Source organism: Pseudoalteromonas carrageenovora IAM 12662 (genome assembly GCF_900239935.1).
GTDB lineage: Bacteria > Pseudomonadota > Gammaproteobacteria > Enterobacterales > Alteromonadaceae > Pseudoalteromonas > Pseudoalteromonas carrageenovora.
Window position 1 is genome coordinate 3,498,142 of the sequence record NZ_LT965928.1, and the last position, 22,692, is coordinate 3,520,833.

General features: G+C 40.5%; 17 protein-coding genes. 11 read left to right on the plus strand and 6 right to left on the minus strand.

What is annotated here, in order from left to right; translation table 11 throughout:
• Nucleotides 1–9 precede the first annotated feature (9 nt).
• Nucleotides 10–858 (minus strand): MBL fold metallo-hydrolase, encoded by an 849-nt coding sequence (locus tag ALFOR1_RS15900; RefSeq protein WP_104643533.1) that lies wholly within the window; start codon nt 856–858, stop codon nt 10–12.
• Between the two features lie 58 nt (nt 859–916).
• Nucleotides 917–3,202, minus strand: a complete 2,286-nt coding sequence (locus tag ALFOR1_RS15905) for a penicillin acylase family protein (protein WP_104643534.1) — start codon at nt 3,200–3,202, stop codon at nt 917–919.
• Nucleotides 3,203–3,358: 156 nt separating this feature from the next.
• Here ALFOR1_RS15905 and ycaO point away from each other — a divergent pair, with 156 nt between their 5' ends.
• From ycaO to folX, 7 genes are all read left to right on the plus strand, one after another.
• Entirely contained in the window at nt 3,359–5,119 is a 1,761-nt protein-coding gene (ycaO, locus tag ALFOR1_RS15910) for a 30S ribosomal protein S12 methylthiotransferase accessory factor YcaO (protein ID WP_104643535.1), read from the plus strand.
• A 135-nt stretch (nt 5,120–5,254) separates the two neighbouring features.
• Nucleotides 5,255–8,614 carry an ATP-binding protein gene (locus tag ALFOR1_RS15915; RefSeq protein WP_104643536.1) on the plus strand — a complete coding sequence of 1,120 codons (3,360 nt, stop codon included), beginning with the start codon at nt 5,255–5,257 and terminating at the stop codon, nt 8,612–8,614.
• A 43-nt stretch (nt 8,615–8,657) separates the two neighbouring features.
• Nucleotides 8,658–9,284, plus strand: a complete 627-nt coding sequence (locus ALFOR1_RS15920) for a YceH family protein (protein WP_104643537.1) — start codon at nt 8,658–8,660, stop codon at nt 9,282–9,284.
• 69 nt (nt 9,285–9,353) lie between these two features.
• Nucleotides 9,354–10,190 (plus strand): ammonia-dependent NAD(+) synthetase, encoded by an 837-nt coding sequence (gene nadE, locus ALFOR1_RS15925; RefSeq protein WP_058547724.1) that lies wholly within the window; start codon nt 9,354–9,356, stop codon nt 10,188–10,190.
• A 132-nt stretch (nt 10,191–10,322) separates the two neighbouring features.
• Nucleotides 10,323–11,042, plus strand: a complete 720-nt coding sequence (gene folM / locus ALFOR1_RS15930) for a dihydromonapterin reductase (RefSeq protein ID WP_058547725.1) — start codon at nt 10,323–10,325, stop codon at nt 11,040–11,042.
• 22 nt (nt 11,043–11,064) lie between these two features.
• Nucleotides 11,065–11,619 carry a GTP cyclohydrolase I FolE gene (gene folE, locus ALFOR1_RS15935; protein ID WP_055015863.1) on the plus strand — a complete coding sequence of 185 codons (555 nt, stop codon included), beginning with the start codon at nt 11,065–11,067 and terminating at the stop codon, nt 11,617–11,619.
• Nucleotides 11,620–11,621: 2 nt separating this feature from the next.
• Nucleotides 11,622–11,978 (plus strand): dihydroneopterin triphosphate 2'-epimerase, encoded by a 357-nt coding sequence (gene folX / locus ALFOR1_RS15940; protein ID WP_058547727.1) that lies wholly within the window; start codon nt 11,622–11,624, stop codon nt 11,976–11,978.
• Between the two features lie 2 nt (nt 11,979–11,980).
• Here the strand turns inward: folX and ALFOR1_RS15945 are convergent, their stop codons facing one another.
• The gene (locus ALFOR1_RS15945) at nt 11,981–12,415 is read right to left on the minus strand and encodes a YqaA family protein (protein WP_104643538.1); all 435 of its coding nucleotides are present in this window, start codon (nt 12,413–12,415) and stop codon (nt 11,981–11,983) included.
• Between the two features lie 65 nt (nt 12,416–12,480).
• Nucleotides 12,481–12,846 carry a DUF4870 domain-containing protein gene (locus ALFOR1_RS15950; RefSeq protein ID WP_058547729.1) on the minus strand — a complete coding sequence of 122 codons (366 nt, stop codon included), beginning with the start codon at nt 12,844–12,846 and terminating at the stop codon, nt 12,481–12,483.
• A 180-nt stretch (nt 12,847–13,026) separates the two neighbouring features.
• Between ALFOR1_RS15950 and ALFOR1_RS15955 the strand changes: the two genes are divergently transcribed.
• From ALFOR1_RS15955 to ALFOR1_RS15970, 4 genes are read left to right on the plus strand one after another with little or no spacing between them, the layout of a single operon-like run.
• Nucleotides 13,027–13,728, plus strand: coding sequence for a spondin domain-containing protein (locus tag ALFOR1_RS15955; protein WP_058547730.1), 702 nt, complete (start codon nt 13,027–13,029; stop codon nt 13,726–13,728).
• A gap of 11 nt (nt 13,729–13,739) precedes the next feature.
• Nucleotides 13,740–14,474, plus strand: coding sequence for a spondin domain-containing protein (locus ALFOR1_RS15960; protein WP_104643539.1), 735 nt, complete (start codon nt 13,740–13,742; stop codon nt 14,472–14,474).
• Between the two features lie 58 nt (nt 14,475–14,532).
• Nucleotides 14,533–15,258, plus strand: coding sequence for a response regulator transcription factor (locus ALFOR1_RS15965; protein WP_104643540.1), 726 nt, complete (start codon nt 14,533–14,535; stop codon nt 15,256–15,258).
• Between the two features lie 10 nt (nt 15,259–15,268).
• On the plus strand, nt 15,269–16,753 hold the full coding sequence (locus ALFOR1_RS15970; protein ID WP_104643541.1) for a sensor histidine kinase: 1,485 nt from the start codon (nt 15,269–15,271) through the stop codon (nt 16,751–16,753).
• Between the two features lie 55 nt (nt 16,754–16,808).
• On the opposite strand, the gene ALFOR1_RS15975 is transcribed toward ALFOR1_RS15970, so the two are convergent.
• Complete coding sequence (locus tag ALFOR1_RS15975) at nt 16,809–19,001, minus strand: S9 family peptidase (protein ID WP_104643542.1); 2,193 nt, start codon at nt 18,999–19,001, stop codon at nt 16,809–16,811.
• A 133-nt stretch (nt 19,002–19,134) separates the two neighbouring features.
• A complete protein-coding gene (locus ALFOR1_RS15980) occupies nt 19,135–22,605 on the minus strand; it encodes a S8 family serine peptidase (RefSeq protein ID WP_104643543.1) in 3,471 nt (1,156 codons plus the stop codon).
• Between the last annotated feature and the right edge of the window lie 87 nt (nt 22,606–22,692).

A 22,692-nucleotide genomic window follows, 5' to 3' on the forward strand; every position in this document is an offset into this window, starting at 1 on the left:
TTACGCGTACTACTTTAAGCTGCGATAAAAAAGTGTAGTCACTTTCTCTTTTGGCAACCAGCCTGCGTATTCAAGGCCAAGTTCTGCCAATGGATCGGCTTTGATTACTTGCTCTAGGCTTGCGTTATTTTGCATTGCATTTAGCATTAAATCTTTGGCTTTTTTAACTAGTTTAGCATACGTTTCCAGCCCTGAACGGTCACTTACCGGCCCATGCCCGGGTATCACTATGGTGCGCTCGTCTATTTGCTTAATAACATCATTTACGGCTGCTAGTATTCCGTCAACACTGCCGCCGCTATCTACGTCAACAAATGGCAAGCTGCCAAAATTAAAATAAATATCGCCCATGTGCACTATGTTATCGTTATTAAAAAATATAACCGAGTCACCGTCGGTATGTGCATGCGCGTAATGCACTACATGCGCGTGTTCGTTATTAAAATGCAGTTTTAAATCGTGGCCAAAACTAATGCGTGGCAGGTAATCTGAGTTTGCACCGTGTTTTTCTTCTAATCGCTTATGTACGTTGTCGTGCGCAATGACATGCGCACCGGCCTTAGCAAAGTTTTCGTTACCGCCGGTGTGGTCGCCATGATGATGCGTATTAATTACAAATTCCGCGCTACCGGGTTTTAAATCACTAATGGTTTTTTTAATGTCGTCTGAGAGCTTAGCAAATTGGTCGTCAATAATATAAATACCATCGTCCCCAACACTTGCAGCAATGTTGCCGCCTTGCCCAAATAATACGTATACGTGGTCACTTAACTTTTCAGCGGTTACTGGGCTTTCATCTGCATGCGCTGCACTGCTGAGTAATAAGCCTGTGATTAATGCGGGTAGTATTTTTTTCATTATTTTTTACCTGTTATATGAATTAATAAATATAGAACGTGTTTAGTTATATTTTAGTTCATTGAGCGGGCTCTATTATTATTTGATGTATAAGCGTTTGTGGCAATAAAGGCGTGTGTTTACCTTCTATGTAATCACTAAAGCCTGCACGGTAAAACTCAGATAGCGGATGCCCCGATTGCCCACCAGGCACTGCCATTATGGCATTTTCTAAATGCCCAGGCTGGGCAATAAAGCGCTGCGATGCACCAAAGCTTTTACCTTGCACTGCGGGCATGTAGCTATCGCCAAATCCAGGCGCAATTGGCATATTTAAAAATTTAGCTAGTATTGGCATTTGTTTAGCAAACGGGTGCTCAATGTTAAGCGCATTTACTTTGCCCCACTGCCAATTTTGTAAGTTATCCCCATACTCAGCCCTAAGCGCTGTCACTGTTTGGTTAAATGCACCTGATAACTGCTCATCCCAATTTTTATACTCAGGGTTTACCCACGAATCGGGCCGTGTATTAATAAACTGCCATATTGCCGGCTCAAGATCGCGTTTTACGTATTTAAGTGTACCGCTTTGCTCATTGAGCTTATTCTCCATGCTTGCAAAAACAGTATTTATTAATGCACTTCTATAGCGCTTAACTAAGGTATAACCTACAGAGCTTGCACATGCGCACTGCTGCCAGTTTTCAAGCTCGCTAATGTATTGCTTGTTTTTGCTTTTATCTTTTTTAAGCTGATTAAGTAGTAATGTATGCCAAGGCATTAGAAAGCGGGCTTGATTATCAAGCTGTAGCGCGTAAAAGTCGCTCTCAGCAAAGGTTTGCTTTTCAAATAATCTATCGCGTATTTGGCTTGAACGTGCTCCTAGTGCATAACCACCGTTACCAAATCGGCTGTTATCTATGGCCGATACAACACGTGAGTTACCCGTCCATAATCGCCCACTTTGCGGGTTTTTAACAAACGGGCGTTCATTTTCATTTTGCTCAAAAAGCGCAGAATATTCGTTTGTGTTTATACTTAACTCGCTTGGCATTTTACGCGCTGGTATGCCGCCCATATGCTTCCACGCTGCACTGCCTTTATTATCAACCACCATTAAGTTTTGCACCGGAATACCCACATTGCTCGCTATTGCTAATGCATCATCAACCGTATTTGCTTGTTCAAGTTTTACTAATTCCATATTAACCGCGTAAGGCTTATGTGCAGCCCAGCTAAGTGCGTAGGGTTTTTTATTAATGTATTTTACTGGGCCATATTCGCTTAACGTTAATGGGTAGTTTTCAACTTCATTATTTGGTAGCGCTATTGTTTCATTTACTTGCCATGTTTTACTGTCATCATTTAGCGCTATCCAATCAGCGGTATCTATGTAGCCATTAGTAAAGCCCCACGCAATTTTATTATTGGTACCCACCACAATAGCGGGTGCGCCAGGCAGCGATACGCCTGTTATTTGAAATTGCTTAGCATTTTGCGTGTAATTAAGCTGCGCTCTGTACCAAATAACCGGCACCGCCATCGATAAATGCATATCGTCAGAGAGCATTGCTGCGCCCGTTTGAGTATGCGCACCGGTTACGGCCCAGTTATTACTGCCACGCTCTTGGTTAGCTTGAATATTTTTAACCATGTGTTGTTCTTGCGCTGGAAGTGTAGGTATATCGCCTGTAAAAGGCATAAGTTTACTGCCATCAAGCGCCGCTTGGTATTGGCTTGGTTGCGTTAAAAACTCAACCATTTTTTGCCCGTAAGCTTGCTCAATCTGTATTAGCGTTTGGTCACGCTCAAACGTTGCACTTTGTAAATCAAGATACATACTAAATATAATCAATAAGCTGTCTTCACTTTGCCATGGTTTTTGCGCCCCGCCTGTTAGTAGGTACTCAAAGCTTGCATACCCTACTTGTGCTAATCCTTCGTTAACGCCTTGTGCGTAGCTTTTTAATAATTGCTTATCGGCTTTTGGGAGGGTTTTTAAAATAGCGCGGCTGCGTTTACGTAATTGATGAAAGCGCATTTTTTTATCAAGCCCAATGGCCGCTTTGCCAAATAACTCACTTAGCTCACCTGCGGCGTTGCGCCTTAATAAATCCATTTGAAAAAATCGGTCTTGTCCGTGCGCATAACCTAATCCATAAGCGGCATCGTTTCTATTATTGGCATTAATAACAGCCTGCCCTTGTAAGTCGCGCGATATTTTAACGTTATTACTTAGGTGACTACTTTGACCTTTGCCATCAAGTGCAGGCAGGCTCAAAGTCAACACACCATATACCACCGCTGTGCCTGCAAGCGCTAAGATCACAGTTAATAACAATAACCGTTTGATTACTTTAAACATCAACCTTCCCTATAAAAATTTATACTACGCAGTATGAGCATATAATAACCACAGTTTTATTAAATAATAATGTTCTTGCTCACAAAGGGTGAAATAAACATCAAAATCCACGATAATGTCGCTTCCACATCATGTGCAGAACTAGTTGAGATTAATATGACTGAAAAAACATTTATCAAAGGTAAAGACCGCGACCTAGAATCGTCAATCTCTACCATGCAAAACAAGCTTAAAGCCCTTAACATTAACGTTGAGGAAGCGCTTTGGCTTAACCCTGTAGCTAACTGTTATTCGGTTCATATTAAAGACAGCGACTGCGGTGTTATGTTTACCAATGGTAAAGGCGCAACCGATAAAGCATCTATTGCCTCTGCGCTAGGTGAATACTTTGAGCGTTTGAGCTGTAACTACTTTTTTGCTGACTTTTACTTAGGTGAAGAATTTGCCAACGGCGAGTTTACTCATTACCCAAGCGAAAAATGGTTTAAAGTTGAAGGTGAAGAAGTACCTAAGGGCATAATGGACGAAAGCCTGTGGGATTACTTTGACCCAGAGCGCGAACTTAACGCATCACACCTTTTTGATTTTAACTCGGGTAATAACGAGCGCGGCATTTGTACATTGCCATACACGCGCCAACGCGATAACCAAGACGTGTACATTCCAGTAAACGTGATTGGTAATATTTTTGTATCTAACGGTATGAGCGCAGGTAACACCAAGTTTGAAGCGCGTGTACAAGGTTTATCAGAAGTATTTGAACGCGCTATAAAAAACCGCATCATCGCTGAAGGTATTTGTTTACCAATCGTGCCTGAAGACGTTGTTAAACAGTACCCACAAATTCACGAAGCATGTGAAGAACTACGCAGCCATGGTTTTCATTTACGCATTGCCGATGCATCACTAGGCGGTAAATACCCAGTAATGAGCGTAACGCTGATTAACCCAACAGATGGCTCTGTATTTGCCTCGTTTGGTGCTCACCCTTCATTTGAAGTAGCCCTTGAGCGTACGGTTACAGAACTTTTACAAGGTCGTCGCCTTGATCAGCTTGATGTGTTCCAACCAGCCACGTTTGATAACGACGAAGTGGCAACGCCTGAAAACATTGAACTGCACTTTATTGATTCTAGCGGTTTGATTTCGCATGATTTCTTCCGTGCCAAAGCAGATTTTGACTTTGTACACTGGGACTTCAGCGGCACAACAGAGCAAGAATACAATTTCTGTACTGACCTAATTCACAGCATGAACCACGACATTTATATTATGGATTACACGCACCTAAACGTGTATGCATGTCGTATTTTAGTACCGGGCATGTCAGACATTTACCCAGTAGATGAGCTTATTTGGCGTAACAACAACGAAGGCGCTAAATTCCGTGAAGCATTCCTATCGCTTGATCAGTACGATGCTGAGCAATGGATGGACATTTACGACAGCTTAGAAGAAGCCGGCCACAGCGATATTATTCGCGCAGCAGAGTTTATTGGCCTTGCAACCGATGCCGATACACCTTGGCATACGCTACGTATTGGTGAGCTTAAAGCGCACCTATGTTTAGCCGCAGGCAGCGAAGAAGCAATTGATTGGGTTGATTGGATACTCCATACAGGCCAAGTAAACGAAGAGGCAATGCGCCATTTCCGCTGCTTAAAAGCCATTCTTGAAATTAAATACGATGACGAGCGTGAATACGCCGACTACCAAGATGCACTTGGTTTAATGTTTGGCAGCGATAACGTAAAGCTTGCAATTGAAATTGCAGAAGGCCGTAAATTATTTAATGGTTTAACCTTCCCTGGTTTATCGCTTGAAGGCTTTAAAAAGCACGCAGCTTTACTTGATGGCTACCGTAAGTTACATGTAGCAAAACAAAACTATTGGGCACGTGAAGTTACCGATAGCTAATACTAATTGTTGAGCTAATATAGCTAAACTACTAATTACAAAAATAAAAATGGCGCTAATTTATTAGCGCCATTTTTATTTACGCAATAAATTAGCTATAGTTAAATTGCCTAAAATAAAAGCACGATGTAATTAATGTCGCCACCAAGAAATAATAAAAACAAAGTTCATAACTTTAAACGAACATTTTGGTTATCACTTACTCTTATAGTATTAGTGAGTTTTATACTTGATCGTATTAATTACAATCGCGTAAAGGACGCGCATAGGTTACAAACACTTTCTGAAGTAAGCACCTACCGCGCACAACTCGAGTCTATTTTAGTTTCTAATATTCAACTAGTTCGAGGTTTAGGGGTTGCAGTTGCTGCAGAGCCTGATTTACAACAAGCTCGATTTGAACAAATTGCTGGGCCACTATTTAAAACCTCTAATGAACTTCGTAATATCGGTGGCGCTCCCGATATGATCATTCAAATGACCTACCCCTTAAAAGGTAATGAAAAAGCACTCGGCTTAAATTTTTTAGAAGCAAAAAACCAACGCGCTGATGCAATTAGAGCACGTGATACCAATACGATTGTCATGGCGGGTCCACTTAAATTAATTCAAGGCGACATTGCGCTTATCGCACGTGTACCTGTGTATATACCACCGGAAAACCGCTTTTGGGGGTTACTTTCTGTTGTTTTAGATATTAACAAAGTGTATAAAAACTCAGGAATTAACGAGCTCGAAAGCGAGTATAACGTAGCGTTACAAGGTCGACATGGGCTTGGTAAGAAAGGCGAATTTTTCTATGGTGATAAAAGCATTATTGAGCAAAACCCTCTTGAATTTACTTTAAATTTTCAAGGTGGTAATTGGCAACTTTATGTTGCACCAAAAGTAGGTTGGAACCCACCAAACTCAGCAATTTGGCCACTGCGCTCTGCTATTATAATAATTTGTGGGTTGTTGATTTGGGCTTTTTTCTTTTTTTTAAAAATGCTAAATCGCCAGCAGCAAAACGAAAAAATGCTTGAGGCAATGAGCGATCTTGCACAAATAGGTGCATGGTCATTTAATTTAGATACTAAGCAAGTTTACTGGTCAGATATGACCAAGAAAATTTTTAAATACTCGCTTGATACACAACCGGAGTGGCCTAGTGATCTGGGCTATTTTAAGCCGGGTGAAAGCCGTGAGAAAATAGCTAAATTAATTGAGCGTGCCATAAAACTTGGTGAAAGCTACGAAGTTGAACTTGAAGTGATAAACGCAGAAGGTAAAACAATATGGGTGCTTGCACACGGTGAAGTTGAGCGTAGAAATAGTCGCAGCATTCGTATTTTTGGCTCAATTCAAAATATAGATACCCGTAAAAAAATCGAACTCGAAAATAACCAAATTGCATTACATAATGAAATTTTAGCCTCACTAACTGTAAATAAACTCATATTAAGCGGGCAATTAAGCCAAGCAAAAGACGTAATTACGCAGGCAATTTGCCAGGCATTTGATGTAAAACGTGCCAGTATTTGGTTTTTTAATGACGATAAAAGCCAATTAAATCCTTTTGCGATACACAGCACTCTATCCTCGAGTGATAACAGCGACCCTATTTGGCTAAGAAAAAACACTAAAGACTTTTTTAACGCTATAGATCATCAAGCTGTATTTAGTGCACCCGATGCACTTAACCACCCTATTTTAAAACCCTTAAAAGCCCATTATTTAGACCCTTTACACATTCAGTCTATGTTATGTGTGATTATTCCTGGAGGCTCGGGGGCACTTGGTATTGTATGCGCCGAGCAATGCCAAAGCACTAAACTATGGTCTCGTAATGAGGAGAGCTTTTTAATAGCTGTTGCGGCACTTATTGGTAGCCTACATTCAAGCCAAAAACGTATTGAGACAGAAGAGCAACTCGTTACAGCTAAGGATGCTGCAGTACAGGCTGTAGAAGCTAAAAGTGAATTTTTAGCGAGTATGAGTCACGAAATTCGTACTCCCATGAATGGGGTACTGGGTATGCTTAATATTATAAAGCAAACCCAACTTAACCAGCAGCAAGAGCATCATATAGAGCTGGCTCAGTCATCAGCTCAATCACTTTTAAATATAATTAATGATATTTTAGACTTTTCTAAAATTGAAGCCGGTAAGCTCGATATTGAAAACGTGCAATTTAACCTCCCCAGACTACTAGGCGAAGTTGTTGAATCGTTTGCGTTAAAAGTTGAGCAAAACCAAAGTAAGCTTATTTTAGACGCAACCCAAATTACGGTAAGTGAAATAATTAGTGACCCTAATAGGTTACGCCAAATATTAAATAATCTACTCGGTAATGCTGTTAAGTTTACTTTAAATGGCGAAATTATTGTGACGGCCCGCGTTGAGGAAACAACAGATGGTTCGTTTTTGCAGTGTTCTGTAATTGATACCGGTATTGGTATAAAACCTGAAAAACAAAACTCTTTGTTCGATTCATTTACTCAAGCCGATGCTTCAACCACTCGCCAATTCGGCGGCACTGGGCTTGGCCTTGCTATTGTTAAGCAGCTTTGTGAACTCATGAATGGTGAAGTAAGCGTAACAAGTATGGTTGATGAGGGCAGTACATTTTCGTTCAGCATACAAATACAACCTCGCTTGAGTAAAGAGCAAGACTTACCGAGCCACTTAATTAAAAATAAGCATATTTTAATTATTGATGAATGCACTTTAAATGCTAATACGGCGCATAAACAGCTTAATGTTTGGGGCGCCAAAGTAAAGTGCATTAACAACTACAGCCAAGTAACAGAACACTTAAATAACTCAGAAGTTAAGCTCAGTGCTATTTTAGTTGATTACTACTTTTTTGAAAAAGCACAGCAACCCCATATTACGTCCTTAAAAAACTTTATAAATTTGCATGGCTGTAAATTAGTAATTATGGCTCCGATGAGCTACTCCCAAGAAAACTCAAAGTTAGGTATGAAAGTTGATTGCATGATTTTCAAACCCCTTACTCCATCAGATTTATTTGACTCACTCACTAACGATAAATTTATAGAGCAGCAACAGCGTCAAGCTCAGCTGCAAAACAAGCTAACTAAAGCGCCAATAACCGATTCTACTGAGCCCCAATTACTATTAGTAGAAGACAATAAAATTAACCAAGTAGTTGCTTCTGCCCTGCTAAAACAAGCTGGTGTTAGTTTTGATATCGCAGAAAATGGCCTTGATGCAATAGTTAAACTTAATGCAAAGCAAGGTAAGCCATACAAGCTTATTTTAATGGACTGCCAAATGCCCGAAATGGACGGCTACCAAGCCACTAAAGCAATTCGTGAAGGTGATGCCGGTAAGTGTAATCAAAATACGACTATTATTGCGTTAACTGCAAACGCCATGCAGGGCGATAAAGAAAAATGCTTAGCTGCTGGCATGAACGATTATTTAAGCAAGCCGCTTGATTTAGCCGCATTACAACCAAAACTTGAACAATGGCTTGGCACTCAATAAAGGTGTAAGCTAGTAAAATAAGCTTACTAATTTGAGATTATTTATGCAGTTATCAGCAAATCAACAACGTATTCTTGGTTGCTTATTAGAAAAACAAAGCACCACACCTGAGCATTACCCGCTGTCTTTAAACGGGCTCACCAATGCGTGTAATCAAAAATCAAACCGTGATCCCGTTTTATCTCTCAGCGAAACTGACGTACAAAATGCACTCGACAAGTTAATTGAAATGCGTTTAGTCACGCTTGATGAAGGGCTATCTGGGCGAGTAAACAAGTACGATCATCGCTTTTGTAATACCGAGTTTAGTAACTTACAATTTACGGATCAACAACGTGCCATAGTGTGTTTATTGCTACTTAGAGGCGCACAAACTCCAGGCGAGTTAAGAACGCGTAGTGCACGCTTGGCTGAATTTAATAACGTAAGTGAAGTTGAAAACGCGCTTAGCTTATTAGCTCAAAATGATTACGTTTGTAAGTTAGAGCGAGAAGCCGGAAAACGCGAAAGTCGCTATGTTCACTTGTTTGGCGATACAAACGAAGTACAGTCCGAGCAACAACCGAGCGCTATTACAGATGTCAGAAACCATGAAATTAATGAGTTACTTGCAGAAATAGACGAACTAAAAGAAGAGCTTCGTTTGATAAAAGCACATTTAGGGCTTTAATTACGCCCAGCTAAATCACATAATATAATTAAGTTTAAAACAAAATAATTTACCAACGAGGAGCTGGCCATGCGCGCCGAAATTGTGGCTGAAATGAAAGTTCAGCCAAGTATTGATGTAAACGCTGAAATAATCCGTCGAGTTAACTTTATTAAAGCACGTTTAGTGGCAGCCCATAGTGTATCGCTAGTGCTGGGCATTAGCGGTGGTGTTGACTCGTCAACCTGCGGTCGCTTGTGCCAATTAGCCGTAGATGAATTAAATACCGAGCAAAGTACCGATAAATATCAATTTATAGCAGTACGCTTGCCATACGGTATACAAGCCGATGAAGATGAAGCGCAAATGGCCGTTGATTTTATTAAGCCAAGTAAACGTATGACGGTAAATGTACAACCAGCAGCAGATGCGCTTCATGACCAAGCAATGGCAGCTATTGTAGGCAGTGGCGCGGTACTTCCTGAGCAAGCAAAAGTTGACTTTATTAAAGGTAATGTAAAAGCGCGCCAACGTATGGTTGCTCAATATGAAATTGCCGGTTTTTGCCAAGGCTTGGTAGTGGGTACCGATCATAGTGCTGAAAACATCACTGGCTTTTACACCAAATTTGGTGATGGCGCTTGCGATTTAGCGCCGTTATTTGGTTTATCAAAACGCCAAGTACGCGCTCTTGCCACGGCATTAGGCGCTCCTGATTTACTCGTTACTAAAGCACCTACTGCAGATTTAGAAAGCGACAGACCAGGCCTTACCGATGAAGAAGCATTAGGACTGAGCTATGAGCAAATAGATGACTTTTTAGAAGCTAAAGAGGTTTCAAAAGAGGTTGAGCAAAAGCTTGTAGATATATACTTGCGCACACAGCATAAGCGCCAAGCAATTCCGACTATTTACGACGATTTATAAGCTATAGCTAATAGCAACTAATGCTAATAGGCGTTAGTTGCTATTTGATCTAGCCACAACTGTATTGCGTATAATTGCCTAATAAACGCATTCAATATTATTAACTGCCCGCCATAGAGAATACTGCATTATATGACATCGCCTATTTTAATTACCGGCGCAGGCCAACGCATTGGCCTAGCACTTGCCAAGCATTATTTAGCCCAAGGGCAAAGCGTTATTATAACTTATCGCACACGTCATCAGGCTGTTGATTTACTAGAGCAACAAGGTGCTGTGTGTATTTTTGCTGACTTTAGTAACGATACTGGCATTAGCACATTTATAAATACACTTAACACGCACACCAGTAGCTTGCGCGCTATTATTCATAATGCATCAAGTTGGGACTGCGAAGCTAATAACCCAGACTTTGCCGTGCTGTTTGATAGCATGATGCGTATTCATGCAAAAACACCTTATTTAATTAATTTATTGTGCGCTGATTTATTACTTAATTATCAAGCAAGCCATAATGTACCAGCAGATATTATTCATCTCACTGATTATGTTGTAGAAACTGGCAGCCCTAAACATTTAGCTTACGCAGCAAGTAAAGCAGCTCTAGATAATCTCACAAAGTCATTTAGTGCTAAATATGCGCCTAATATAAAAGTAAATTCAGTAGCGCCATCATTAATCATTTTTAATGAACATGATGATGAAGCTTATCGCGCCAAGACACTTAAAAAATCATTAATGGGTATTGAGCCCGGTTGCCAAGAGATTATTAACAGTATTGATTTATTACTGCAAAGCCACTACATCACAGGCCGCGCTTTGCCCGTAGATGGCGGACGCCATTTAAAGTAGAACACACTAGACTGAGAAATTTATGCATGACGAATTAAAACAAAGTTATCAAAATATTATTACCGCTGTAGGCGAAGATGCTAATCGTGAAGGTTTACTAGACACACCAAAACGCGCAGCAAAAGCGATGGAATACTTAACTAAAGGCTATCGTCAAACGCTTGATGAAATTACTAACAATGCGGTATTTACCTCTGACGCTGATGACATGGTGCTTGTGCAGGATATAGAGCTTTACTCTATGTGTGAACATCATTTATTGCCATTTATTGGTCGCTGCCATATTGCTTATATTCCAGATGGCAAAGTACTTGGTTTATCTAAATTTGCGCGTATTGTTGATATGTTTGCTCGTCGCTTTCAAATTCAAGAGCAGCTTACTCATCAAATTGCTAAGGCAGTTGAAGAAGTTACTGGTGCTAAAGGCGTGGGTGTTATTGTTGAAGCTAAACACATGTGCATGATGATGCGCGGTGTAGAGAAGCAAAATTCAAGCATGCGTACCTCTGTAATGCTGGGTAACTTTAGAAGCGACTCTAAAACACGCAACGAGTTTTTACAGCTTATTAAGGGCTAATTATGGCTAACGCAATTATTAACGTAACTAACTTACGCTTGCGTACATTTATTGGCTTTAACCCTGATGAACGTGAAAAAAAGCAAGATGTGGTGATCAACTTAGAGATCCATTATCCTGCTGACGATGCGTGTAAAACTGATGAGGTAGAGCAAGCACTTAACTATAAAGTGATCACCAAAGAGGTGATTAACTTAGTAGAGCAAGGGCACTTTTTACTACTAGAAAAGCTCGTTGCGGAAATACTTGCTGTTTGCCACAAACACCCAAGCGTACATTACGCCAAAGCACGTGTAGATAAGCCACACGCACTGCGTTTTGCCGATTCGGTGTCACTTACGCTTGATTGGGTAAAATAACATTAAATTATTTTATCTATACCTATGGCAAGGGCAATAACCGCTAAGTAGCGTGCGCCTTTGCCAAGTGTTACTAGTAATAAAAACACACTAAAACGTACTTTAAATATGCCTCCAATCACCGTGAGCGGGTCGCCCACAATAGGTAGCCATGCAAAAAACAAACTATACACACCGTATTTATTAAACTGATCTTGCGCCTTTTCAAGCCCCTGCGCTGATACCGGAAACCATTTTTTATTTTTAAAGCGTAATACTTGCGTACCCAACCAATAATTCACACAACTGCCCAATACATTACCAAGCGTAGCTGCACACCATAAAAGCCAAATGTTTACTTTTGCTTGGGTAATCATCGTTATTAAAACAACTTCTGAAGAGCTTGGTAATAAAGTGGCCGATATAAACGCACTAATAAACAAAGTTAAATAAAGCATAAGGCCCTTAGGCTAAACGTAAAAACCCAGCTTATAGCTGGGTTTACAGGATAATAGCTAACGCTTTATTTTATCAAATTTAAGCTAAACGGATAGTTAAACTCCCTACCTTCGTTGGCTTTAATACTTGCTAAAACAACCATTATAAAAGAAAAGATAGCCACTAAAGGTAGCAAAACTAAGCCTATTACGGCAAAGACTAGTAAAAAACATACAAAGTAAGCTATAGCCATAGTAATTTGAAAATTTAGCGATTTTTTACCGTGTAAGTCTACTATTGGCATTTCATCTTTTTTAATTAGCCATATAACTAATGGCCCAAGTATAGAGCCAAACGGGATCACAAACCCAGCTACGGCGCTTAAATGACAGAGCATAGCCCATGTTCTATCATCTTTATTAACTGGTTCAACCTGTTGATTTTCTTGCATAACACTCTCCTTTTTGTTTAATACATACTGCCTCTTTATTAAGCAGGTGTCTATAAGTGGTGTTGATATTGTTAAATATCACGGCCTAAACCTCTGTGATAAAAAAGTGATAACTTTGTGAGAGTTTCTTGAGGTGGTTATTCAATACTTAGCCTGAATCATCACTTACAGGAAATAACAATGAAAGCTTCAGCATTTACAATTGCAACTCTTTTAGCAGTAGCTAGCCAATCAACTATGGCAGCAGAACTAGACGTTAAAATTACAAACCTTACTAAAGGCCTTTACTTTACGCCGGTACTAATTACAGCACACGACAGCGAAGACAAATTATTTGAAGTAGCAACCGAAGCCTCTTCTGCATTACAAGCAATGGCTGAAGGCGGCGATATTTCAGCACTTGTTACTCAGGCATCAGCATCAAGTAGCGATATTGCAGAAAACCCAGCAGCTGGCTTATTAGCCCCTGCAGCGTCAGCAACAGCAGAATTAACAACGACCGATGGCAACGAATACCTATCTGTAACCGCTATGCTACTTCCAACGAATGATGGCTTTGTAGGTCTTGATAGCTGGAAAGTCCCAACAGAAGCGGGTACTTATACTGTTTACCTAAATGGCTATGATGCAGGTACAGAAGCAAATAACGAACTTGTTGTAGAAGGCTCTGGCGCACCGGGTGTTTTAGGTATTCCAGCAGCACCAGGTGCTGATGCAGGTACTGCGGGTACAGGTGTAACAATGGGCGATACAAATACAATGGTGCACATTCACCCTGGTAGTTTAGGCGATGACGACCTAGAAGGTGGTAATAGTGATTTAAGTAACACTGTACACAGATGGTTAAACCCAGTTGCAAAATTAACTGTGACGGTTAAATAGGAGAGTTAATTATGTCATCTCTTTCTAATTTTAAAAAAAGTGCCCTTATTTTAATGTTAGCCAGCTCACTAGCTGCATGTGGCGACAACGACAATAGCGACCCGATTGAAGATCAAGAACCTGTAGTTGTTGTTGAACCAGAACCTGTCGTTTATGAGTTTACTATCACTTTTAGTAACTTAACGGCTGGCCAGCCGCTATCACCCCTGTCTGTGATTGCATTTGATGAAACCCCACCATGGAAATTTGGTGAGACGGCTTCTGTCGGTTTAGAAATGATTGCAGAAAGCGGCGCTAATGAAGAATACCTTAGCGACGAAAATGCACTTGCTTCAGTCTCGGCTGAAGGCGGCATTGGTCCTGGCGAAACAACCTCTGTAACTCTCTTAGTTGATGCACAAGATGTTCTTAATTTATCTTTTGCTGCAATGCTTGGGAATACAAATGACGCTTTTACCGGTCTTAGTTCTGTAGATGTATCAACACTGGAAGTAGGCAGTTCAATATCAAGAACAACGCCAGCTTACGATGCGGGTACGGAAGCGAATACAGAAACAGCTGACACTGTGCCGGGGCCCGCTGCTGGCGGCGAAGGGTTTAACGAAATACGCGACGATATTGCCGATATGATCACAATGCATCCAGGTATTGTGTCTAATCAAGATGGCTTATCAACCTCAGCACTTGGTGCTGAACTGAAGTTTGATAACCCAGTATCAAAAATCGTGATCACTCGTACACAGTAAAACAGCTTGTAATGGGGAAGTGAGGTGACATGGACGTCCCCTTTTTACGAGGTAGATCATGCGGCACGAAAAATTATTGGTAGTAGAAGACGACAGAGAAATAGGGCAATTAATCACAACACAGCTTGCTTCATTAAATTTGCATGTTGATCATGTTGTAAGCGCTGAACTCGCACTAAAAAGAATAGCAAAACAACCTTACGGGCTTATTTTACTTGATATCAACCTGCCACAAATGGACGGGTTAAGCCTGTGCCGTAAAATTAAAGAGCACTACCCTACTATTTCCGTTATTTTACTTACCGCGCTCAGTAGCGATATGGACCGTGTAATTGGTCTTGAAATGGGCGCTGATGACTATATTTGTAAACCCTTTTTTGCTCGCGAATTGCAAGCCCGTGTTAAAACACAATTACGCCACCGCTCACAGCTTCTAGCGATTCAAAATAACGAAAGTGTAAACCCGTGCAACGAAAAAACCTTAAATATAGGCTCACTCAATATTGAGTTTAACTCACACCAAGCTTATTTAGACGAACAAGCACTCAACCTCACCGCCACTGAATTTGATTTACTGGTTTATTTTGCCAGACACCCAAACCATGTTTTTAGCCGCCAGCAACTGCTCGACAAAGTATGGGGCTATCAACACAGCGGGTACGAGCATACCGTTAACTCACATATAAATAGGTTACGCGCCAAACTTGAACTACACCATCAAGCGCCTATTATCGAAACCGTTTGGGGCGTTGGCTACAAACTAAACCCAAGCCAACTTACTTAAGAGCCTTATTATGAACCTATCTTTGTATCAAAAATTAGCGGTGTCGTTGGTTGTTATATTTTGTTTTATTTGCGCACTAGTTTACAGCTGGAGTAAACAACTAGAGCTCACCTCAAAGCATCATGGCGAGCAAAACCTGCACTTAGCCCTTGCTGAGCATTTAGTACAAGATAACCCATTAATAAAAGAAGGTGTATACGACTACGCAGCCCTAGAAAACCTATTTCATACCTTAATGTTATTAGGCCCCGCATTTGAGTTTTATTTTGTAGATGAAAACGGAAAAATCCTCACTTACTCAGCAGAGCCTGGTAAAGTTAAACGTACTCATATTAATTTAGCACCCTTAAAAAAGCTGATTAACAACCCAGATGCAGCACCAATTTATGGAGATAACCCAAGAAATAAAGCGCAGCAAAAAATATTCTCCGTAGCGCCTGTATTTAATAACGATAAGTTGCAAGGATACTTATATGTAATTATTGGGGGCGAAGCTTACGACACATCTTTAAACACAATTAAAAATAATGACAAGCTATGGCTAGCTGCTTTATGGCTTGGATCAGCACTTGTATTTTTACTGATTGCAATGCTTATTTTACTGCGTTTTTTTACCAACCCTATTCAACGATTGGCGCGGGATGTAAGTAAAATTGAAGCGGCTAATTACAGTATTACCGATACAAAGCTCAGTAACTATTCAACACAAAAAAGCAACGAAGTGCACAGTTTAGGCCGAAGCATTCAAGCTATGGTTACTCGTATTGACGAGCAATTTAAAGAACTTGAGCAAAGCGATAAACAGCGCAAAGAGCTTCTTACCCATTTATCGCACGACTTACGTACGCCTCTTGCCTCTTTGCAGGGATTCTTAGAAGTGCTTAATCAGTCAGGCGCACAGTTAAGCGCTAAAGAACAACGAGAGTACTTGCATGTTTCACTTAATAACTGCGATCAACTTAAACAGCTTATTGAGCAAATTTTTGAGCTTGCCCATTTAGAAAATGGCGAAATAAGCATACACAAAGAAACCTTTAATTTAGGTGAGCTTATTTACGATTGCATTGCTAAGTTTTCTCTTACCGCTGAGAAAAAAGGCCTTAACTTAACAGTAGAGCCGGCAATTTGCGACTTTCCTGTTGTAGCCGATATTGCAAAACTTGAGCGTGTGTTGAGTAATTTAATTGATAATGCAATAAGGCACACACCTAAAGGCGGCAGTATAGCTGTACACGTTAAGCGCATTGATCAGAAGCAATTATTTGTGCAGGTTTCTGATACTGGTGTGGGAATTAAGCATGATGAGCTAAACGCTATTTTTAATCCGCATTATCAGGCTTCAAACTCACATAACGAAGGGCGACAACAAGGTGGCTTAGGACTTGCTATTTGTAAGGGCCTATTAAAACTTATGGACAGCGAAATAAATGTACAAAGTGAGCTGGGCAAAGGCACTATGTTTAGCTTTAACTTGCCACAAAAAATAAAGGTATAGCCGTTGGCTATACCTTTAAACATTACTTAATTTTATTGTAATTAGGGCGGGTCACCTAGTTTTTAATACCTGCTAAATCAAGAATAAAGGCATAATTAAACGCGGTATCTTCTAAGCGCTTAAAGCGACCTGATGCGCCGCCGTGCCCTGCTTCCATATCTATTTTAAACAGTAGTTTATTATCATCTGTTTTGTAATCACGCAGCTTAGCAACCCATTTAGCTGGCTCAAAGTATTGAACTTGTGAGTCATGCAAACCGGTTGTCACTAACATATTTGGATATGCTTGCTTAGCTACTTGATCATAAGGCGAGTACGAAAGCATATAGTCGTAGTACTCTTTTTCATTTGGGTTACCCCACTCGCCATACTCATTGGTGGTAAGCGGAATACTGGCATCAAGCATGGTGGTAACTACATCTACAAACGGTACAGCGGCAACCATGCCTTTATAAAGCTCAGGTGCTTGGTTTGCTACCGCGCCCATTAATAAGCCACCAGCACTACCACCATAAGCAAATATTTCATCTTTAGCGCCATAGCCTTGTGCCACTAATGATTTAGTTACATCAACAAAATCGTTAAAGGTATTCTTTTTAGTTAGTAATTTACCATCTTCATACCAAGGGCGACCTAACATTTGCGAGCCGCGTACATGGGCAATAGCATATACAAAACCACGGTCTAGCAAACTTAAGCGCGAGCTAGAAAAAGTAGGATCCATGGTGGCGCCATACGAGCCATAGCCGTATTGTAGTAATGGGTTTGTGCCATCCTTTTTAAATGCATCTTTACGATAAACTAAGCTTACCGGTACTTTTATACCGTCGCGTGCCTCTACAAAAATACGCTCAGACGCATAATTATCAGCATTAAAGTCGCCTAATACAGCCTGCTGCTTCAATAATGTTTTTTCGCCAGTGGCTAAGTTAACATCGTATGATGAACCCGGTGTCGTCATACTGGTGTAATACACACGCAGTGTATCGCTGTCTAATTCGTTATTACCATATGCGTTAATTGTATACGCACTGTCGTTAAAGCTTAGTGGTAACTCTTTGCCTGATTTTAAATTACGCGCAATAAGTGTTGATTGGCCCATTTCGCGCTGTTGGTATACTAAGTAGTCGTCAAATAACTCTACACCTTCAAGTTTAATACCCTTGCGTGCAGGGATCACACTTTGCCAATTCGCTTTATCACCAGCTTTATCGATATCTACTTTCATAAGCTGAAAGTTAACGGCATTTAAATTAGTAACAATGTAATAAGTATCACCTAGTTTAGATATGCTGTATTCAAGGTTGGCTTCACGCTCAATAAAACGCTTTGGCTTGGCGTTTACATCGTTTGCACTTATCACTGATAAACCCGATGAATCAGTGCTGCTATGCCAAATATAAATTTCTGAGCCATCTTTGCTTTTGCTCATACCGGTGTAATAACTTGTGTCTGTTTCTTCGTATACAAGCTCGTCATCACTTTGTGGTTTACCAAGCGTATGTCGATAAACTTGATAACCGAGTAAGGTTTGCGCGTCTTTTTTGATGTAATACACAGTTTTATTATCGTTCGCCCACACAACATTACCGCTGGTGCCTTCAAGCGTGTCTTCTAATAATTTACCGGTGCTTAAATCTTTAATTTTTATATTGTAAATACGGCGACTCACCGTATCTTCACCATACGCCATTAAGTTGTCATTTGGGCTTACATCTAAACCACTAACCGCAAAGTAGTCATGACCTTTAGCTAATTCATTTACGTCTAAAATAACTTGCTGATCGGTCCCTGCAAAATCGCTACTACGTAAGTAAGTAGTATATTCATTATCGCCGCGAGTTTGTGACGAGTAATAGTACTGGCCGTCTTTTACTGGAACAGAATCATCATCTTTTTGGATTCGCCCTTTAAGCTCTTCAAACAAACTACTTTGCAGTGTTTTAGTATGTGCAAGCATGGTATCTGTGTAGATATTTTCAGCCTCAAGGTAACTAATAACTTCTGGCGCTTTGCGCTCGTCATCACGTAGCCAGTAGTAGTCATCAATACGCGTGTCGCCATGAATAGTCATTTCGTGAGGTACTTTTTTAGCGATAGGTGCAACTGCGCTAACTTTTTTTTCCACTTGCTGTGTTTGCACAGTGTTTGTATTTGAAGTGTCGTTAGATGTACTTTGTGGAGCCTTATTACAACCAGCTAAAACAGCTAGTGATAATGCGGCTAGTGTGAATGAAGAACGGAACATTTGTAAATCTCAGTCGTTGTTATTATTGGTAGTATTAAATATACCTAATAATAAAGCGCGGTGTGATTTAGTTTGTGAAGCTATGTAAAAAGGGAGCCGAAGCTCCCTTTTAAATAACTAATTAGTTATTAAATTACTTTTGTTTACGACGACGCATAAATGCAAACGGCGCTACTAGCAATGTAAGCCAAGCTAGTGAACCAGACGAACTCTTTTTCACTGTTTCAGGTGTAACAGTTGCTATTGGTTCAACAGCTTTAGTAATGCTTACTGAAACTGTTGCTGGTGCAGACACATTACCGCGCACATCGATTGCCACAACTTGAATTTCAGCTGTTGAATCACCTGCTAATAGTTCAGAGTTAATTACAACTACTTGTCCATCAGCATCGATACCTAAACCTTGATGAGTATTTGATTGCACATAGTACTCTGATACATCTAAGTCTAAATCTGATTCAGTAATTGTAAGCGCGCCAACAACTGTACCGTTAGCAGCATCTTCAACAACACTGAACTCGCCACCAACTAACATTGGAGCTTCGATTGCAGGAACATCAAGCTCAGAAGCTGACATTACTTTGATAATATCTAGGCCTGAATCTTGCGATAATGCAAATGGGCCACTAGCTTCAACAATTGCTTTCTCACCTGGTTTAAGTGACGTAACTTCTTCACCTGTTTCCATAGAGGTAAGCGTTACACTTGGAGACGCACCAAACGTCGCAGAACCTTCAATGCTATCTGTCTGAGTGAATACACCAGTGTAATATGATGGGTAACCCACAGATGCTTTAAAGTTCATGTTCTCACCAATTAGTGAAGCATCCACGTTTAATAGTTCACTACATGTTGAGAAAGTAATAGTGTCTTCGCCAGCAGAATGATAAAGCGGAGTAACCCATGCTAAAGCATCGTTACCTGCACCATCAGTCGCACCAATTACTGTACGGCTACGTCCTGGGAATGCAGTCTCACGACCACGGTCGTTGTAATTTTGCATTAGGTGATCGTAAACACCGTCATTATCGGTATCAATTTCTAGTCTGTAACCCGCTTGGAATACATGTGTTAATGGGTCACGTAATTGAATAGACGATGTTACAAAAATACCTGAATCACAAGAGCTGTCTGCAAACGCAGAGAAAGTAGTTGCTAAAATATTATACTCAGCTTCTTCTTGTGTTTTTTCAGTTCCCATTGCAACAATACTTTCTGCAAATGGTGTTAATTCTGTTTGGCCGCTATTTTCAACAATTAACGTCATTTCATTATCAATAATTTGAGATGAAACATTTAAGCCTGTAGCAGCTTTAGGCATTGCATGATACACAACGTGCAAGTCGTGATCTGTATCAGTGCTTGCATCATTAAAGACTAATGCACCATCAAACTCTACAGAAGTAAGTGCTGCACTTCTTGCTGCAATATCGTCTGAGCTAAACGGGTTTTCTAATTCCCATACTGGTAATTTTGTTGGATCAACAGTTAACGTCACATCAAAGTTAACTGACTGGCCTGCAGGAATTGTTACCGACTCAGGGTATTCCCAACTAATTGCACCCGTATCTTCATCATTTTGGTAGCGAGCTTCAGTGCGTAACGCGTAAGTTTTCGCTTCTGATGAAAAGTTTTTAACTGTTACTGTTTTAGTTAATGAACCAGTTTCAGCCATTGAAACAAGACCAAACGAAAGCGCAGCTTGTTTAGTTTCAAAATCAGTATTGTTTACCCAAGCAGCAACGGGTAGGTTTACAGCTTTAGTCACATCAACCAAACCTGCACCAATCATACTGATAGGAGCCAGTTCTGAATCTGGATTAACCGCTAGTGGTTCGTTAGTAACATTTAAGTCTGCAGCATTCATTATTGTTGCTTTAATTTCAAATGCATTACGCTCAGGATGAGCTTCACGAATCATTGCAACAGCACCGGCTGTAATTGGGCCAGAGAAAGAAGTTCCACTTACAGGTGCTAGTTGATCTTGCGTGCCTGCAGCAGCCACCAAGATACTTGTACCAGGTGCTGTAATTTCTGGTTTTAATAAACCATCCATTGAAGGACCACGAGAAGAGAACGTTGCTACGGCACCTGCAGTAGTTTTAATTTTAACATCAATATCAAATGTAACCGTATCACCAGCTGCTAATTGCGCCTTTAAAGCAGCACCCGCGGCAAAGTTAATACCTACATTTTTTATTGTTACAGCAGCATCACTACCGCCCATTGGCGCTGGCGTACCATCGTCTACATTATTTGCAATAAATACAAATTCAGCACCTTTTTCTTGTGCGTTTAGTACTTTGGCCGTAAATGCACATGCACCACGATCAATTAATACCGCTTTGCCTGTAAAATCAACATCATCAGCAAAGTCATTACAACCATCTTGGTTTGCGTCTGGGTATACTAAATCAATATCAGCACCAGAGATTGCAAAATCAACTTGCGGACCAAAGCCAGACGCTTGAATACTTCCTTCAACACCTGCAACAGTACCAGTAGCTACACCCACTTCGGTTGTTGGATGAGTCATAGCACCTACTGATAATGCATTTGGTGTAGTACTTGGACCACCAATACGGAATGGATGATCACCATCATTACCAGCTGAAATAACCATATTCACGCCTAAATCAACAGCTCGTTGAATAAGGTATTGTGCACCGCCACCTGTGTAAGTATCACCATACTCACCGCCTAGTGACATATTCATAACGTCTACGCGATCTGAAATGTCGCCATCACCGTTAGGATCCATTGCAGCTTCAAGCGCTGCGGCTTGTGCGGCACTAGGACAGCCACCACCACATACAGAGTAAACATATAACTCAACATCTGGTGCGATACCATTTACCGAGTTTGAAGACGATGTACCATGATCTGTTGGATCACCTGTTGCAGATGAGTTTGCAGGATCGTTTTCAATAGGGTCAGCATCTTCATGAATAAAATCATAACCGCCTTGGACAATACCTTGCGGCCAGCTAACTTCAGTAGGATCTGATTGAGCTGCTAAATATGCATCAACAGTGCCTTCACCACCAAATGCTTTGTGAGTATAATCGATACCAGTATCTAAAACAGCTACGCGCTGCCCCTTACCCGTTACAACACCATCAATAACTAAAGGTTTAGCATTAATGTAATCAGACGAGTCTGAAACATGCAGCTGGTAATCAAACATTGGTAAAACTTTCTCTACACGTGCATCTTTTGCTATTTCAGCTAAAGCTTCTGGTGTTGCTTGTACTATTAGCGTTGGTGCTAATATTTTTGTTTTACCTATTACTTTTGCATCGAAGTCTAGGCTATTAAGCTCGCTCATCATAGTATCTTGAAGCTGCTCAACATTCGCTATAATTTCACGACTATTTGCTACTTGATAAGTCCCTGCAGCAACAGCATCAACAGATGTAGTTGCTCGTAGTACAATCATATGTGCTGATGGTTGTTTTTGATCAGATGCTAATTCTTTTACTTGTTCTGCAGCTTGAGGTGAGATCGTTGCTTTAGGTAAAGTTGCTGCGTTAACAAACGTGGCAAGAAATGCACTTGAGACTGCTGTGGCAATAGCAGTTTTTTTTATTATATTGTTAGCCATTAGTTCCCCTTGGGTAGGTTATGTATTATTGTATTTGTAATAATCAGAATGATTAAATTGTGCTAGTGAATATAAAACTTTCAGTGC